Here is a 15,117-nt window from a genome sequence, read left to right as displayed (position 1 = left end):
CGAGCGCCGGCTGACGGCGCACGGACGAGACGAGCGACGTGCCGACCTACCTATCCGCGCGGCGGTCCGACACGGTGTACGACGGCATCACCCCCGCCGTACGCCACTTCCCGGATGCCACCGCGGCGGTGATCGCGTCGATCATGCTTGCCTACCTGCTCCCCTTCCGGCTGGTCTTCCCCCCGCTGAGCGACCTGGGCAAGCCGGGGCTGATGGTCGGGTTCGGCCTGCTGGTCTGGTGGGCGCTGAGCCGGCTGCACCCCACCCTGGTCACCCGGGGACAGCAGCCGATGCGCTGGGCGATGGCGATCTACCTGGTCAGCCTCTTCCTCTCCTACGTCGCCGGGCAGGGGCGCGGGATGCCGGTACTGGAGGCGAACGGCGCCGAGCGGACCCTGCTGATGGCGCTCGCCGGAGCCGGGATCCTGCTCGCCGCCGCCGACGGGGTGCTGACCCGGGAACGCATCGACAAGGTGCTGCGCTGGTTCTGCTGGGGCGCCAGCTTCATGGCCTTCGTCGCGCTGGTCCAGTTCGTGACCCGGATCGACCTGACCACCTATCTGAAGCTGCCGCCGCTGCTGACCTTCCACAAGGAGGTGGTCGGGTTCCGCGACCGGGGCGGCGACGGGCTGGTCCGGGTCGCCGGCACCGCCGGGCACTACATCGAGTTCAGCGTACTGATGGTGATCGGCCTGGTGGTGGCGATCCACTTCGCCCGGTTCTCGTCGACCCGACGCGACCGGCAGATCTACGGCGCGCTGGCGATGTTCCAGGCGGCCGTCATCCCGATCTCGCTCTCCCGCACCGGAGTGCTCGCCCTCGGCGCCGCGATCCTGCTCTTCGTCCTGGTCTGGCCGCTGCGGACCACCTTCAACGTGCTGGTGGTCGGCTGTTTCCTGACCGCGCTGATCCAGGTCGCCCGGCCCGGCCTGCTGGCCGCGATCAAGTCGCTGCTGCTGGCCGGGGAGAACGATCCCAGCGTGCAGGCCCGGGTGGAGGACTACGACTACGTGGCCCCGTTCATCCGGGAGCGTCCCTGGCTGGGTCGCGGGGTCGGCACCTTCCTGCCGGAGCTGTACCAACTGCTGGACAACCAGTGGCTCACCACCCTGGTCCAGGGCGGCATCATCGGGGTGGCCGGGCTCACCGTCTTCTTCGGATCCGGAGTGGTGGTCGCCGGCCGGGTACGCCGGTTCGCCCGTACCGAACGGGACCGCGACCTGGCGGCGGTGCTGGCGGTGGCGATCGGGGTGGCCGCCGTCTCCGGGTTCACCTTCGACTCGATGTACTTCACGACGTTCTTCATCACCGTGCACGTGCTGCTCGGGCTGACCGGCGCGCTGTGGCGGCTGACCAGGGCGGAACGCACCAACCGGATCGAGTCGGGCCGGCCGGGGCGGCAACCCGACGAACCCGGGCCGGTGCCGGCGGCGGCACAGGCATGACGGGGCGGGGCGCGGGACGCGGCCAGCTCCGGGAACCCGAGCGGAGGTGGACGGTCCGATGACCGGCGACGGTGGCATCGACATCCTCATGATCACGTACGACCGGCCGGAGTACGTCCGGCTGTCGCTGCCGCACCTCTTCGACACCTGCCCGCCGGACGCCCGGGTGTGGCTCTGGCACAACGGCACCGACCAGCCGACCCTGGAGGCGGTCGAGGAACTGCGGCACCATCCCCGGGTGCACCGGTTCCGGCACAGCCCGGTCAACGCCGGGCTGACCGAGCCGACCAACTGGCTCTGGACCGAGGCGACCGGTTCCTACCTGAGCAAGGTGGACGACGACTGCCTGCCCGACCCCGACTGGTTGACCATCCTGCGCAAGGCACACCAGGACGTGCCGGGCTTCGGGGTGATCGGCACCTGGCGCTTCCCGCCGGAGGACGTCGACGAGGCGCTGGTGGCGGCGAAACTGGCGGACTACCCGAACGGGCACCAGCTCTTCCGCAACCACTGGGTGCAGGGCAGCGGCTATCTGCTCAAACGCGAGACGCTGGAGCAGGTCGGCCCGCTGGCCGGCGACGAGACGTTCACCGCCTGGTGCCTGCGGGCCGCCCGGCTCGGCTGGCTGAACGGCTGGTACCACCCGTTCCTGCCCGAGGACCACATGGACGATCCGCGCAGCCCGCACACCATCTACCGCACCGACGCCGACTTCATGGCCCGCCGGCCGCTGTCGGCCCGGCGTACCGGGGTGACGACGGTGGCGGAGTGGACGCAGCAGATGCGGCACTCGGCCCGGGTGGTCCAGGCCGCCCCGCTCGACCTGCGGCAATACCAGGGCTGGCGGCTGCGTCGCCGCAACGCCACCCGGAAGATCCGGCTCGCGCTGACCGGGCGGGCGCCGTGGTGACCAGTGTGGTGGTGGCCGCGCACGACGAGGCGGCGGTGCTCGGCCGGAACCTGCGGACCCTGCTCGCCGACGCCGAGCCGGGCGAGTTCGAGGTGGTCGTGGTGGCGAACGGCTGCACCGACGCCACGGCGGCGGTGGCCCGGTCGGTGCCCGGCGTGCTCGTGCGGGAGCTGCCCGAGCCGGGCAAGCCGGCCGCGCTCAACGCCGGGGACGAGGCCGTGTCCGGCTTTCCCCGGATCTATCTCGACGCCGACATCGCGCTTTCCACCGCCGGGGCCCGCGCGCTCGCCGCCGCGGTCGCCGCGCCGGGGACGCTGGCCGCCGCGCCGCGCCGCCGGCTCGACACCACCGGGCGGCCCCTGCTGGTACGCGCCTACTACGCGATCAACGCGCGGCATCCGGCGTACCGGAACGCGCTCTTCGGCCGGGGCGCGATCGCGCTCTCGGCGGCCGGTCGGGCCCGGTTCGGCCGGTTTCCCGACGTGGTCGCCGACGACCTCTTCCTGGACGGGCAGTTCACCGAGGCGGAGAAGCGGGAGGTGGCCGAGGTGGCGACCGTGGTGGCCACGCCCCGGCGCACCGCCGACCTGCTGCGCCGGCTCGGCCGGGTCCGGGCCGGCAACGCCAGCCTGCGTGCCGCCGACGACCGGGTACGCCCGGCCCGCCGTACCTCCTGGCTGGTCGACGTGGTGCTGCCCCGGCCGTGGCTGCTGCCGGCCGGACTCTGCTACCTCGGGCTGACCCTGCTGGCCGCGGCGTCGGCACGCCGACCGGTACGGGACCGGTGGGGCCGCGACGAGTCCAGCCGGGTTCCCGGAGCGGCCGGGGCGGACGGCGTGACCGGAGCGGCGCCGTGACCCCGGCGGTGAGCGTGGTGGTGGTCTCCTACCAGACCCGCGAGCTGATCCTGACCGCGCTGGCCACGCTCCGTACCGCCTGCCCGGCGGAGCCGTACGAGGTGATCGTGGTCGACAACGCCTCGTCCGACGGGTCGGCGGCGGCGGTCGCGGCGGCCTTCCCGGAGGCCCGGGTGGTGCGGCTGGCCCGCAACGTCGGCTTCGGCCGGGCGGTCAACGTCGGCGCGGCCCTTGCCCGGGGCGACTGGCTGCTGCTGCTGAACCCGGACACCGAACCGGTCGGCAACGTCATCGGCGAACTGCTCGCCTTCACCCGGGCCCGGCCCGGGCACGGCATCTACGTCGGCCGGACCCTGGCGCCGGACGGCAGCGACGACGGGCGCTCCGTCTTCGGGCCACCCTCGCTCTGGACGCTCACCTGCTTCGCCACCGGACTGTCCAAGCTCTTCCCCCGGTCCCGGCTCTTCAACCGGGAGGCGCTGCCCTGGCTGGACCGCTCCGCGCCGGTCCGGGTGCCGGCCGCCTCCGGTTGCCTGCTGCTGGTCCGGCGGACCCTCTTCGACCAGCTCGGCGGCTTCACCCCGGACTACTTCATGTACAGCGAGGATCTCGACCTCTGCCTGCGGGCGGCCGCGCTCGGCGCCCGCCCGGTGCTGGTGCCGGCGGCCCGGGTGCTGCACGTCGGCGGGGCCGCCTCGACCAGTGCGGGCAAGCGGGTGATGCTGCTGCGCGGCCAGGTCACCTTCCAGCGGCTGCGCTGGTCACCGACCCGGGCGAGGCTGGGCCGGACACTGCTGCGGATCGGCATCGCCGCCCGGGCGACCGCCGCCCGGCTGACCGGCCGGGCCGGTTACTGGCGGGAGGTATGGCGGCAGCGCCGTACCTGGCTGGCGGGCTGGCCACCGGCGGCCGGGCTGCCGCCGGTCGAGGTCACCGAGCCGGTGCCGCCCGGCCCACGCGGCACCGCCGACCCCGAGGGCTGAGCCGCCCGGTTCAGCCCGGCTCCTCGCCCGGCGCCGGCAGGTCGGCGAAGGCCGCCACCGTGCGGTCGGCGTACGCGCTGGCGTCGCCGGTCTCCATCGGCCCGTCCCACTCCGACGGCAGCGGTACCGGCACCGCCGGGTTGACCCGCCGGACCACCTCGTCGAGTACGGTCTCGGCGTCGCCGACCCAGAGGTGCTTGGCCCCGGGCACCCCGATCACCTCGGCCTGGGGTACGGCCGCGAAGCGTCGACGGGCCTCCTCCGGCCGCAGGTAGTCGTCGAACTCGGGGACGAGCGCGGTCAGCGGCTTGCCGGACTCGGCCCAGGTGGCCAGGTCGGCGTCGGTGCTGCTGCGCAGTGGCGGGGAGAGCAGGATCGCGCCGGTGATCCCCGGGTCACAGCCGTGCCGCAGGGTCAGGTCGGTGCCGAACGACCAGCCCAGCAGCCAGATGTTCGGCAGCTCGGCGAACTCGGCGTACTCGATCGCGGCGGCCACGTCGTACCGCTCGGCCTCGCCGCCGTCGAAGGTCCCCTCGCTGGTGCCGCGCACGCTGCTGGTGCCCCGGGTGTTGAAGCGCAGCACCGCGAGGTCGGCCAGGGCCGGCAGCCGCCAGGCGGCCTTGCGGAACACGTGGCTGTCCATCATCCCGCCGTGGGTGGGCAGCGGGTGCAGGCAGACCAGGGTGGCGACCGGGTCCCGGTCGGCGGGGAGCGCCAGTTCGCCGACGAGTCGCAGGCCGTCGGCGGTGTGCAACTCGATCTCCTCCCGGCGGGCGGGCAGGATGCTGGCGGCGCGGATGGCTGTACTCACAGGGATCAGTCTTACCCGGTCCGGCCGGGGAGGGCAGCGAACCCGGGACGGCGTGACGAAGATCCCTCGGATCGTCCGGCGGGTCAGCCGTACCGGGGGGCGCTGCGGGAGCGTTCCACGCCCGGGCCACGCCGGTCCCGGGCGCGCCAGCAGCCGGTGTGCCAGTGCCGGCGGTCGGTCAGGTCGCCCTGTCCGTCGGCCGGCCAGGCGACCAGGTGGGCCACCCCGGGGCGGATCTCCTGTACGCAGCCGGGGCAGCGGTACGTCTTGGTCGCCGCGCTGCCCGGAATGTTGCGTACCTGCCAGTCGCCGTCCCGCCAGGTCTGCACCGAGCCGACGCCGCGCTCCAGCCGGGTACGGTCCAGCGGCGGCGCGTCGTCGGGACGCGGACGGTTGCGACGGGGACTCACGTTCCCAGCCTACGGGGCGGGCGGCGGCGCGCCCGGGGACCGCCGCTCCCACCGATCCGGGGGTGGCGGCTAGCGAACAATCCGGACATTCAATCACCCAGAGTGACAAGTGAGTTACTTCTGCGCTATCTGGCCGCCTGGTACGAGACCGCGGAAACCGGCGGACAGTCCGGGCCGGAGGGGTCGCGGCGCGCGTCCCGGCCCGCCGCCGATCGGACGGATCACGGACAGCCGGGGCCCGCCGCGCCCTGGCGCCGCAGCGGCCCGATGACCGGCACGGCAGAGCATCAAACGGCTCTGAGCTGCGAATACTTCCGCTGCGGCCGGGCTGTCGGATCACGGTCAGCACCGCCATCGGGCCCACGAGCGGGGTTAACGTCCGCAAATAGGACCGGTCGGATAGCTGATCGATCCGGTGCAGGAGGAGTCATGTGGACCGAACGCATCGCCACCACCGCCGGGGCGGCTCTGCTCGCCGCCACGGTCACCGCAGCACCCGCCCGGGCCGCCGGCCCGGGTGACCCCATCGCCGGCGACTTCAACGTCGACGGGCTCCAGGACATCGTGGTGCTCGGCTCGGTCGAGCCGGACCTCTGCTCGGTGATCGTGAGCTACGGCAGCAGCCCGGGCGTCTACCTGCCGCCGGTGGCCACCGTCTACGCCCGGCCCGGGAACAGCAGCGGCACCTCCTGTCCGGACATCGGCGTGGGCTTCGACGCCGACGGCGACGCCGGTGACGAACTCTGGCTCGGCTGGAGCGCCGGCCCGCCCCCCTCGCTCACCTACAACCGGCTGGTGATCGACGACAACCTGCGGACCATCCTCACGTTCAGCTCGCCGATCACCCCCATCTACCTCGGTACGGCCGACTTCCGGGGTGACGGCCGGCAGACGGCGTACTCGGTCGGGGCCGGCGGCTTCGCCACCTACGTGATCGTGAACGGTGTCGGCCAGCTCGGCCCGGAGCGGTGGTGTTCGGCCGACGCACCGGCATTCCAGCTCCGGGACGTGGACGGGGACCGGGCCACGGACGCGGTGCTGGCGTACACCGACGGCTGCGCCGACGGCGCCAACGGGGTGGTCGTGGTACTCGACGACGGCACGACCCGGCACCTGGAACACGATCCGGCGGGCCTGACCACCTGGCGGGCGCGAGTCGTGGAGACCAACGACGACCGGTTCCCGGACGTACGCACGGAGAACGTCTCGACCGGCGAGACCAGCTATTTCATCGGGCGGGGCGACGGCAGCTTCGTCGAGGGACCCGACGCGAACACCGACACCGTCTTCCTGACCAGGGTCCGACCGCTGGCGATCGACGTGCTGGCCAACGACTACGCGGCCTCCGACACCGAGGTGGTGATCACCGTGCCACCCCGGTACGGCACCGTCCAGGTCCTCTCCGACCGGCGCATCCTCTACCGCCCCGACCCGGACCACGGGCGAACCGACCGGTTCAGCTACCAGTTGCGCCGGCAGGACAAGCGGAGCAGCGCCGCGGTCAACATCCGGTTCCCGAGCTGAACCGGCCCAGCGGGCTCGGTGCGCCGACGTGGAGCCGGTGCACCGAGCCGAGCAGAGCATTCCGGGAGATCGTCATGTGCACCAGAACACCGAAACTCCTCGTCGCCGTCACCGTCGCCGTGGTCGGTACGACGTTCGCCGTGCCGCCCACCGTCGCACCGGCCGACCAGCCCGGGGCCGAGTTGGCGGGTGACTACAACGCCGACGGCCTGCCGGACCTGGCGACCCTCGGTGTCGTCGCCCCCGACCTCTGCTCCACGATCGTCGAGTACGGCTCGCCCGGCGGGGTCTACCGGCCGCCGGTCGCGCACACCTATCTGCGGCCCAACGGCGGCACCCCGATCTGCCCGGACATCGGGGTCGCCGCCAACCTCGACGGGGACCCGGCGGACGAACTCTGGATCGGTTGGAGCCAGGGCGCGCCGCCGGCCCTGGACTTCAACCGGATCGTGCTCCAGCCGCCCGGGTTCACGCCCACGGCCCGGTACACCTCGCCCATCTCCCGCCCCAGCGAGATCGGGAGTGCGGCCTTCGGCGAGGACGGCCGGTTCAGCCCGTACGACGTCGGGCCGGGCGGCGTGCAGAGCTTCGTCGTCTCCGGCGACACGGTACGTCCCGGTGCGATCGGCTTCTGCACGGTCGACGTACCGGTCGTGCAGACCGCCGACCTCGACAGGAACGGGATCGCCAGCGCCGTCGTCAGCTACACCGACGACTGCCGGCGCGCCGGCAGCGGCGTGGTCCGGATCCGCGAGCAGGGTGAGCGGGAGCAGCTCCAGCTCGACCCGGGCGGCCGGACGACCTGGACGGCCCAGGTGGTGGACGCCGACGGGAACCGCTGGCTGGACGTCCGCACCGTCGAGCGCGGCACGGGCGACGTCGACTACTTCGTCAACCGTGGTGCGGAGTCCGCCGGCGCCCTGGTGCCCTCACCGGACGCGAACACCGACCGGGTCGACCTCGCCGCGCCGCGGGCACTCGCCATCGACGTGCTCGGCAACGACCACGCCAGCCGGTACGCCGACGTCACCGTCACCGTCCCACCCCGGTACGGGACCACGCGGGTCCAGTCCGACCGCCGCATCGTCTACCGTCCCCGGGCCGACCACGGCCGCACCGACCGCTTCACCTATCAGCTCGTCGAAGAGGGCAGGCGGAGCACCGCCACGGTGACCCTCCGGTTCTCGCCCTAGCACGACACGCCGCTGAGCTGCGGCTATGTCATGCCAGTCCGGTGTCGGATCGTGGTCAGCACCGGCCGATCTCCACAAAATCGGTCTAGCCTCCCAAATGCGGGTTGGTCCGCCATAGCACTACATAGGGGGAGCACTATGTGGAGCAGAGTTCCTGCGCTGGGACGAGATCGCCCGGCGCCTCCCCGATCAGCCACCCCGCGTCCGACGGCTTCGAGTTCGTCCCGACCCGCCGCTCGGCGACCGCGCCGAGGCTCCGGCGCGGCGGCGGGAGCCGCGACGGAACCCGGCCCGATCCCGCCCGACCGCCGCACCGTGCACCGCCCCCGGGCCGACCACGGCCGCACCGACCGCTTCACCCACCGGCTCACCGAAGAGCGCGGGCGGAACACCGCCACCGTGACCATCCGGTTCCCGGACTGATCCGGTCGAACGTCGAGGCATCAGGAGGGGCCATGTGGCGCAGACGCACCGCGATGGTGGTCGTGTTGGTGGTCGTGGCGACCGTCGGCGGCGTCGGGGGCACCGCGCCGAGTCCGGCCTGGGCCGCCGGGCGGGGCGAGCAGATCCTCGGCGACGTCAACGGCGACGGTCTCACCGACCTCGTCACCCTCGGCCTGGTCCAGCCGGACTACTGCTCGGTGATCGTCGAGTACGGCATGCCGTCCGGCGGCTACCGCCCACCCGTGGCGTACGTCTACCTCCGGCCGGGCGGCTCCGGAATGGGGACCCGCTGCCCCGAACTCGGGGTGGCCGTGGACCTGGACACCGACCGGACCGAGGAGCTGGTGGTGGCCTGGTATCCGGGCCCGCCGCCGACCGTGCCGTACAACCTGATGGTGCTGAACACCGCGTTCCAGCCGTCGTTCGGCCTGGTGGAGGCGATCTTCGCGCCCTACTACCTCGGCACCGCCGACTTCAACGGCGACGGGCGGGAGGACGTCTACTCGGTCACCGACCAGGGCCAGGGGATCGAGACGTACCTGAACCTCGGCAACGGCACGCTGACGCACGGCCCGGAGAAGTGGTGCGCCCGGCCGCTGGAGTACGAGCTGCGGGACTTCGACCTGGACGGCCGGACCGACCTGGTGAACAGCTACATCCAGCGCTGCCTCTCGGCGACCTTCGCCAGCGGCGTGGTCGTGGTGCTCGACGACGGTACGCCGCAGGAGTTGCAGCACGATCCGACGGGCATGCAGACCTGGACGACCCGGGTGGTCAACGTGAACGGGGACCGGTTCCCGGACATCCGTACCATCTCCCAACCGACCGGGGCGGTCGAGCACTTCATCGGCACCGGCGGCGGCCGCTTCGTCCGGTCGCCGAAGGCGAACAGCGACACCGTACGGCTCACCGGCAACCGGGCGGTGACGATCACCGTACGGGACAACGACTTCGCCACCGGTCAGGCGCAGGTCAGCATCACCGCCCAGCCGAGATACGGCACCGCCCGGGTCATCAGCGGCGGCAGGATCATCTACACACCCCGGCCGAACCATGGCGCGACCGACCGGTTCACGTACCAACTCACCGAGGGCACCCGCCGCAGCAGCGCGGTCGTGTACATCCGGTGGAGTGGATAGCCCGTTCCGGGTGGGTTGGCGAGCCTTTAGGAGGCGTGCCATGAGGGGTAGCAGGATCGCCGCGACAACGGTGATGATCATGGCGACGGCCGGTGGCGTTGGCGTTGGCGGCCCGCCCGCGCGGGCGGGCGGGCCGGGTGAGCCCATCGTCGCCGACGTGAACGGCGACGCCCGGCCGGACCGGGTGGTGCTCGACCTCACCGTGGGAGCCGCGACCACCTGCCGGGTGGTGGTCAGCCTGGGGCTGGCCGGCGGCGGGTTCGCCCCGCCGCAGCCGTACGGCTACCTGACCCTGCCGGCGGCGGAGCCGAACTGCGCCGACATGGGCGTGGGGCTCAACCTGGACGCGGACGTCGCCGCCGAACTCGCGGTGACCTGGTTCGCCGGGCCGCCGACGACCGTCCCCAACACCCTGCTGGTGCTGGACAACTTCCGGGTCACCCGTGGGTTCAACACCGTCTTCCAGCCGAGCTACATCGGCACCGCCGACTTCGACGGCGACGGTCGGCAGGACATCTACGAGTGGACCGACCAGGGCGAGGGGTTCGTCAGCTATCTCGCCACCGGCACCGGCACGGTGGTGCCCGGCCCGGTCCGGCACTGCTCCGGCCCGCTGGACCACCGGCTCGCCGACTTCAACCGGAACGGGGCGATGGACGTGGTGATCGCGTACATCGAGGGCTGCGGCGCGTACTTCAGCGGCGTGGTGGTGGTCCGGGACGACGGCAGCCTCTACCACCTGCACACCGACGTGGCCGGCCTGGACAGTTGGACGGTGCAGACCGGCGACGTCAACCACGACGGACTGGTCGACGTGACCACCCACGACCAGTCGACCGCGGAGATCGCCACCTTCATCAGCCTCGGCAACGGTTCCTTCGTCCGGTCGCCGGTGGCCGTCCGGGACTATCCCACGGTCAGCGGCCGCAAGGCGACCGGCATCCGGGTGTTGGCCAACGACTACGCCACCGACCGGACCAGGGTGACCATCTGGACCCCGCCGCAGCACGGCACGGTCAAGGTCACCACGAACCGGACGATCATCTACACCCCGAACCCGACGCACGGCGCGACCGACACGTTCGTCTATCGGCTCACCGAGGACGGCCGGACCAGCAACGCCGCGGTCAGCCTGAGAATCGTCGACTGACCCGACCGGCCGGCGCCGGCCCCCTCGACCCGCACGGAGGAGCGCCATGTGGAGAAGAGCGATCGTGGCGGTGACCGCCACGGCGACGATGCTCGCGACGATCACGGCGGCACCGCCGGGCCGGGCCGGCGGACCGAACGATCCGCTGTACGGCGACCTGAACGGCGACGGCCTGCTCGACCGCGCCCGGCTCGGCACCGTGACCCGCTCCTGCGCGGTACTGGTGGAGTCGGGCCGGCCGGAGGGCGGTTACCTGCCTCCGCACAGCCACGCCTACCGGCTCCCCGGCCCCGGGGCCCCGACCGGCTGTCCCGATCTGGGGGTGGCGGTAGATCTCGACGCCGCCCCCGTGCCGGCGGCGGAACTGGTGCTGGGGTGGTACGGCGGCAACCCCGGCCGGTCCGGCGACGACCTGCTGGTCTTGCGGGACTACCGGGTGACCGCCGCGCTGCCGGCGCTACGCCGGCCCAACTTCATCGGGCTGGCCGACTTCGACGGCGACCGGCGGCGGGACGTCTACCTCTGGACCAACCAGGGGCAGGGGTTTGTCAGCTTCCTGAACCCCGGCACCGGCACCCTCGTCCCGGGTCCGGTGCGGTACTGCGCGGGCCCGCTCACGCCCCGGCTGGCCGACTTCGACTCCGACGGCGCCACCGACGTCGCCATCGCCTACGTCGACGGTTGCGCCGACGGCGCGCACGGGATCGTGGTGCTCTACGGCGACGGCAGGGTGCTCGATCTCCAGCGCAGCGTCGGCCGCCGGTCGGGCTGGACGATGCAGGTGCTGGACGCCGATCGCAGCGGCGTGCCGGACGTGTTGACGTACCACCGCCCCAGCGGGGATCGGCGGACCTTCCTCGCCGCCGGCAACGGCTCCTTCGTCCGGTCGCCGGTGGCGATCCGGGACGTCCGCACGGTCGCGGCCGGCGGCTCGGTCCGGATCGCGGTGCTGGAGAACGACTGGGCCTCCCGGCGGGCCGGGGTGAGCGTGCTCGTGCCGCCCGCGTACGGGGTCGTCCGGGTCGAGGGCCGGACGATCGTGTACCGCCCAAATCCGGACTCCGGCCCGGTCGACCGGTTCGCCTACCGGATCAGCCAGGACGGCCACACCAGCGACGGGGAGGTCGCGATCAGGATCGCGCCGTGACCGGCCGGTGCGGTCGCCGGCCGGCGGACCGGTGGCACTACCCCGTGACGAGCCCGGCAAACCCCGTGTCAGATTACGGTCACGGCACCCTATATCACGATGTATGCCCCCTAGTCTCCTCTGAGAACAGTCAGCAGGGCGGGGGAACGAGGTCCGAGGAGACACCATGTGGGGCCGACGCATCAGCACCTTCGCCGTCGCGATGATCGCCGCCACCGGCGTGGCCGCACCGGCCGCCCGGGCCGGCTGGCAGGACGAGCCGATCATCGCGGACGTGAACGGCGACGGCCGCCCGGACCGGAACACCCTGGGCGCCGTGCCCGGCACCTCCGACTGCGCGGTCCGGGTCGAACTCGGGCTGGCCGGCGGCGGCTACGGCGCACCGCTCTCCTACCCGTACCTGACGTCGGCGTCGTACTGCCCGGACATGGGCGTCGGGCTCGACCTCGACAGCGACGCCGCGGACGAACTGGCGGTGACCTGGTTCGCCGGCCCGCCGTCGTCGATCGACGACACCCTGCTGGTGCTGGACAGCTTCGCCGTCTCGGCCGGCTTCGACACGATCGACCAGCCCAGCTACATCGGCACGGCCGACTTCGACGGCGACGGCCGGCAGGACGTCTACGAGTGGACCGACCAGGGCGACGGCTTCAGCACCTATCTCAACACCGGCACCGGCGCCCTGACCCCCGGCCCGGTGCGGTACTGCTCGGGGCGGCCGCAGTACCACCTCGCCGACTTCGACGCAGACGGCGCGATGGACGTGACCCTGGCGTACGCCGAGGGGTGCGGCGCGTACTTCACCGGCGTGGTCGTGGTGCTGGACAACGGCACGGTGGTGGACCTCCAGGGTGACGCCTACGGTGACGACTTCTGGACGGTGGCGGTGTCGGACGTGAACGGCGACGGCCGACTCGACGTGGTCACCACCAGCGACGTGACCGGGGCGCAGAGCGTCTTCGTCGGCACCGGTACCGGCAGCTTCGTGCCGGCCCCGACGGCGATCCGGGACAATTCACGGGTCAGCGCGGTCCGGGCGACCGGAATTCCGGTACTCGCCAACGACTTCGCCACCAGCGGCACCCGGGTCACCATCGTGACCCGGCCGGCGCACGGCACGGTGCAGGTCACCACCGGGCGGACGGTCATCTACCGGCCGTACCCCGGGCACCGGGCCAGCTCCGACCGGTTCGTCTACCGGCTGACCGACTCCGGCCGGACCAGCAACGCGGCGGTCAGCCTGCGGATCGCCCGCTGACCTCCGGGCCGGCGGCGACCTCGCGGAACCGCCGGCCGGCGGTGACGAGCTGCTCCAGCAGTGGCGCCGGGGCGAGCCCCGGCTCCCGGGACTCGCGGTAGAGCGCCCGCTGGACCCGCAGCACCACATCGGGACCGATCGCGTCCAGCATCTCGAACGGGCCGGCCGGATAGCCGCAGCCGAGCGTCATCGCGTGGTCGACGTCGTCCACTGTCGCGTACGACGCCTCCAGCATCCGCACCGCGTCGTTCAGGTACGGGAAGAGCAGCGCCCGCACCACGAAGCCGGCCCGGTCCCCGCAGACCACGGCGGTCCGGCCCAGTTTGGCGACGACCGACCGGAGGGTGCCGACCGCCTCGGCCGAGCTGCGGACGGTACGCACGATCTCCACCAGCGCCCCGGCCCGGGTCGGGTCGAGCAGGTGCAGCCCGACCACCTGCTCCGGCTGCCGGGCGGTCATCGCGATCTCGGTCACCGGCAGCGTGCAGGTGGTGGTGGCGAGCACGGTCTCCGGCCGGCAGACCTCGGCCAGTTCGGCGAAGAGCGCCCGCTTGACCGAAAGATCCTCGGCCACCGACTCCAGCACCAGGTCGGCGTCGGCCAGCTTGGCCAGGGACTCCCCCGGGGAGGCGACCAGCACGTCGTAGCCGGCCCCGCCGAAGAGTTCGGCGAGCCCGGCGACGTCGTCACCCGTACCGACCACCCCGACCGTGCGCACCGGCCGGGCGCCGTCCGACGGCGCCGCCTCCGGGGTCTGCCCGTCGGGTACGACGGTGCCCGAACCGGGCCGTTCGTACCGGTAGAAGCCCTGGCCGGACTTGCGGCCGAGCAGTCCCGCCGTGACCATCTGGCGCAGCAGCGGCACCGGGGCGTGCCGCCGGTCCCGGCCGCCCCGCCGGTACATGGTCTCCAGGATCTCGTACGCCGTGTCCAGGCCGATCATGTCGAGCAGCGCCAGCGGCCCCATCGGGAGTCCGCCGCCCAGCCGCATCGCGGCGTCGATGTCGTCGCGGCCGGCGTACCGTGACTCGACCATCGCGACGGCCTGGTTGAGGTAGCCGAAGAGCAGGGCGTTGGCGACGAAGCCGGCCCGGTCGCCGATGGTGACGCCGACCTTGCCCAGCCGGGCACAGAGCGCCTGCACCGCGCCGACCACCTCGGCCGAGGTGGTGACGGTCCGGACCACCTCGACCAGCCGCATCACCGGCGCGGGGTTGAAGAAGTGCATTCCGACCACCCGGTCCGGGCGGCCGGTGGCGACGGCGATCTCGGTGACGCTCAGCGAGGAGGTGTTGCTGGCCAGGATCGCGGTCGGCCGGCAGATCCGGTCCAGGTCGGCGAAGAGCCGTCGCTTGAGGTCGAGCCGCTCGGGTACGGCCTCGATCACCAGATCGACCTCGGCCAGCGCGGGCAGCCCGACGGCGAAGGTGATCCGGCCGAGCAGCTCGTCCCGGTCGGCGGTGCTCAGCCGGCCCCGGGCCACCGCCCGGTCGGTGGAGCGGGCGAGGGTGTCCCGACCGCGTTCGAGTGCCTCGGCGGTGATCTCGACGGCGACCACCCGGAGACCGCTGCGGGCGAAGACCTCGGCGATTCCGGCGCCCATCGTGCCCAGCCCGATGACGCCGACGGTGGAGATGCTGCCGCCGGCACCGGTCGTCTCGTCTGCCACCCTTGGCCTCCTGCTCCGTTGCGGCGGCCGACTGAACGGCCGCTAGGTCACCGTGGCGAGTCTGCCACGGGGCGCACCGGAGCCCCTCCGCCGGCCGCCGCCGCGCTGCCGAGGATCTCGCCCGGGTCGCCGGCCCCTACGGCAGGTCCAGCAGCCCTACAGCAGGTCCAGCAGGGT

Annotated in this window: 13 protein-coding genes; 10 read left to right on the top strand and 3 right to left on the bottom strand. The window is 72.7% G+C overall.

Going from position 1 to position 15,117, the window contains the following annotated elements; translation table 11 throughout:
* Positions 1-38 precede the first annotated feature (38 nt).
* Genes C6361_RS20870 through C6361_RS20855 form a run of 4 tightly spaced genes read left to right on the top strand, consistent with a single transcriptional unit; the run spans position 39 to position 4,195 of the window.
* Positions 39-1,445: an O-antigen ligase gene (locus C6361_RS20870; protein WP_159079400.1), complete on the top strand. Its 1,407-nt coding sequence runs from the start codon at positions 39-41 to the stop codon at positions 1,443-1,445.
* A 58-nt stretch (positions 1,446-1,503) separates the two neighbouring features.
* Positions 1,504-2,355, top strand: coding sequence for a glycosyltransferase family 2 protein (locus C6361_RS20865; RefSeq protein ID WP_107264201.1), 852 nt, complete (start codon positions 1,504-1,506; stop codon positions 2,353-2,355).
* Positions 2,352-3,212, top strand: a complete 861-nt coding sequence (locus C6361_RS20860; protein ID WP_107271069.1) for a glycosyltransferase — start codon at positions 2,352-2,354, stop codon at positions 3,210-3,212. The genes C6361_RS20865 and C6361_RS20860 overlap by 4 nt, the downstream gene beginning before the upstream one ends.
* The gene (locus tag C6361_RS20855) at positions 3,209-4,195 is read left to right on the top strand and encodes a glycosyltransferase family 2 protein (RefSeq protein WP_159079399.1); all 987 of its coding nucleotides are present in this window, start codon (positions 3,209-3,211) and stop codon (positions 4,193-4,195) included. Before C6361_RS20860 ends, C6361_RS20855 begins: the two co-directional genes overlap by 4 nt.
* 10 nt (positions 4,196-4,205) lie before the next feature.
* On the opposite strand, the gene C6361_RS20850 is transcribed toward C6361_RS20855, so the two are convergent.
* Positions 4,206-5,006 (bottom strand): alpha/beta hydrolase, encoded by an 801-nt coding sequence (locus tag C6361_RS20850; RefSeq protein WP_107268726.1) that lies wholly within the window; start codon positions 5,004-5,006, stop codon positions 4,206-4,208.
* An 83-nt stretch (positions 5,007-5,089) separates the two neighbouring features.
* Entirely contained in the window at positions 5,090-5,371 is a 282-nt protein-coding gene (locus C6361_RS20845; protein WP_369931446.1) for a hypothetical protein, read from the bottom strand.
* 474 nt (positions 5,372-5,845) lie between these two features.
* Between C6361_RS20845 and C6361_RS20840 the strand changes: the two genes are divergently transcribed.
* The 6 genes from C6361_RS20840 (at position 5,846) to C6361_RS20815 (ending at position 13,271) form a co-directional block, all read left to right on the top strand.
* Positions 5,846-6,940, top strand: coding sequence for an Ig-like domain-containing protein (locus C6361_RS20840; RefSeq protein WP_107268725.1), 1,095 nt, complete (start codon positions 5,846-5,848; stop codon positions 6,938-6,940).
* 74 nt (positions 6,941-7,014) lie between these two features.
* Positions 7,015-8,133: an Ig-like domain-containing protein gene (locus C6361_RS20835; protein WP_107268724.1), complete on the top strand. Its 1,119-nt coding sequence runs from the start codon at positions 7,015-7,017 to the stop codon at positions 8,131-8,133.
* Between the two features lie 455 nt (positions 8,134-8,588).
* Positions 8,589-9,716 (top strand): FG-GAP-like repeat-containing protein, encoded by a 1,128-nt coding sequence (locus C6361_RS20830; RefSeq protein ID WP_107268723.1) that lies wholly within the window; start codon positions 8,589-8,591, stop codon positions 9,714-9,716.
* Between the two features lie 40 nt (positions 9,717-9,756).
* Entirely contained in the window at positions 9,757-10,866 is a 1,110-nt protein-coding gene (locus C6361_RS20825) for an FG-GAP-like repeat-containing protein (RefSeq protein WP_159079398.1), read from the top strand.
* 46 nt (positions 10,867-10,912) lie between these two features.
* The gene (locus C6361_RS20820; RefSeq protein ID WP_159079397.1) at positions 10,913-12,013 is read left to right on the top strand and encodes an FG-GAP-like repeat-containing protein; all 1,101 of its coding nucleotides are present in this window, start codon (positions 10,913-10,915) and stop codon (positions 12,011-12,013) included.
* Between the two features lie 166 nt (positions 12,014-12,179).
* Positions 12,180-13,271: an FG-GAP-like repeat-containing protein gene (locus C6361_RS20815; protein WP_107268720.1), complete on the top strand. Its 1,092-nt coding sequence runs from the start codon at positions 12,180-12,182 to the stop codon at positions 13,269-13,271.
* Here C6361_RS20815 and C6361_RS20810 read toward each other — a convergent pair.
* A complete protein-coding gene (locus tag C6361_RS20810; protein ID WP_304598497.1) occupies positions 13,249-14,940 on the bottom strand; it encodes a 3-hydroxyacyl-CoA dehydrogenase family protein in 1,692 nt (563 codons plus the stop codon). The two genes, C6361_RS20815 and C6361_RS20810, sit on opposite strands and share 23 nt — an antisense overlap.
* Positions 14,941-15,117 lie beyond the last annotated feature (177 nt).

Origin of the sequence: Plantactinospora sp. BC1, assembly GCF_003030345.1 — a bacterium.
Classification (GTDB): domain Bacteria; phylum Actinomycetota; class Actinomycetes; order Mycobacteriales; family Micromonosporaceae; genus Plantactinospora.
Note: the sequence above shows the minus strand (reverse complement) of the source record. Positions and strands in the feature narration are given on the sequence as shown.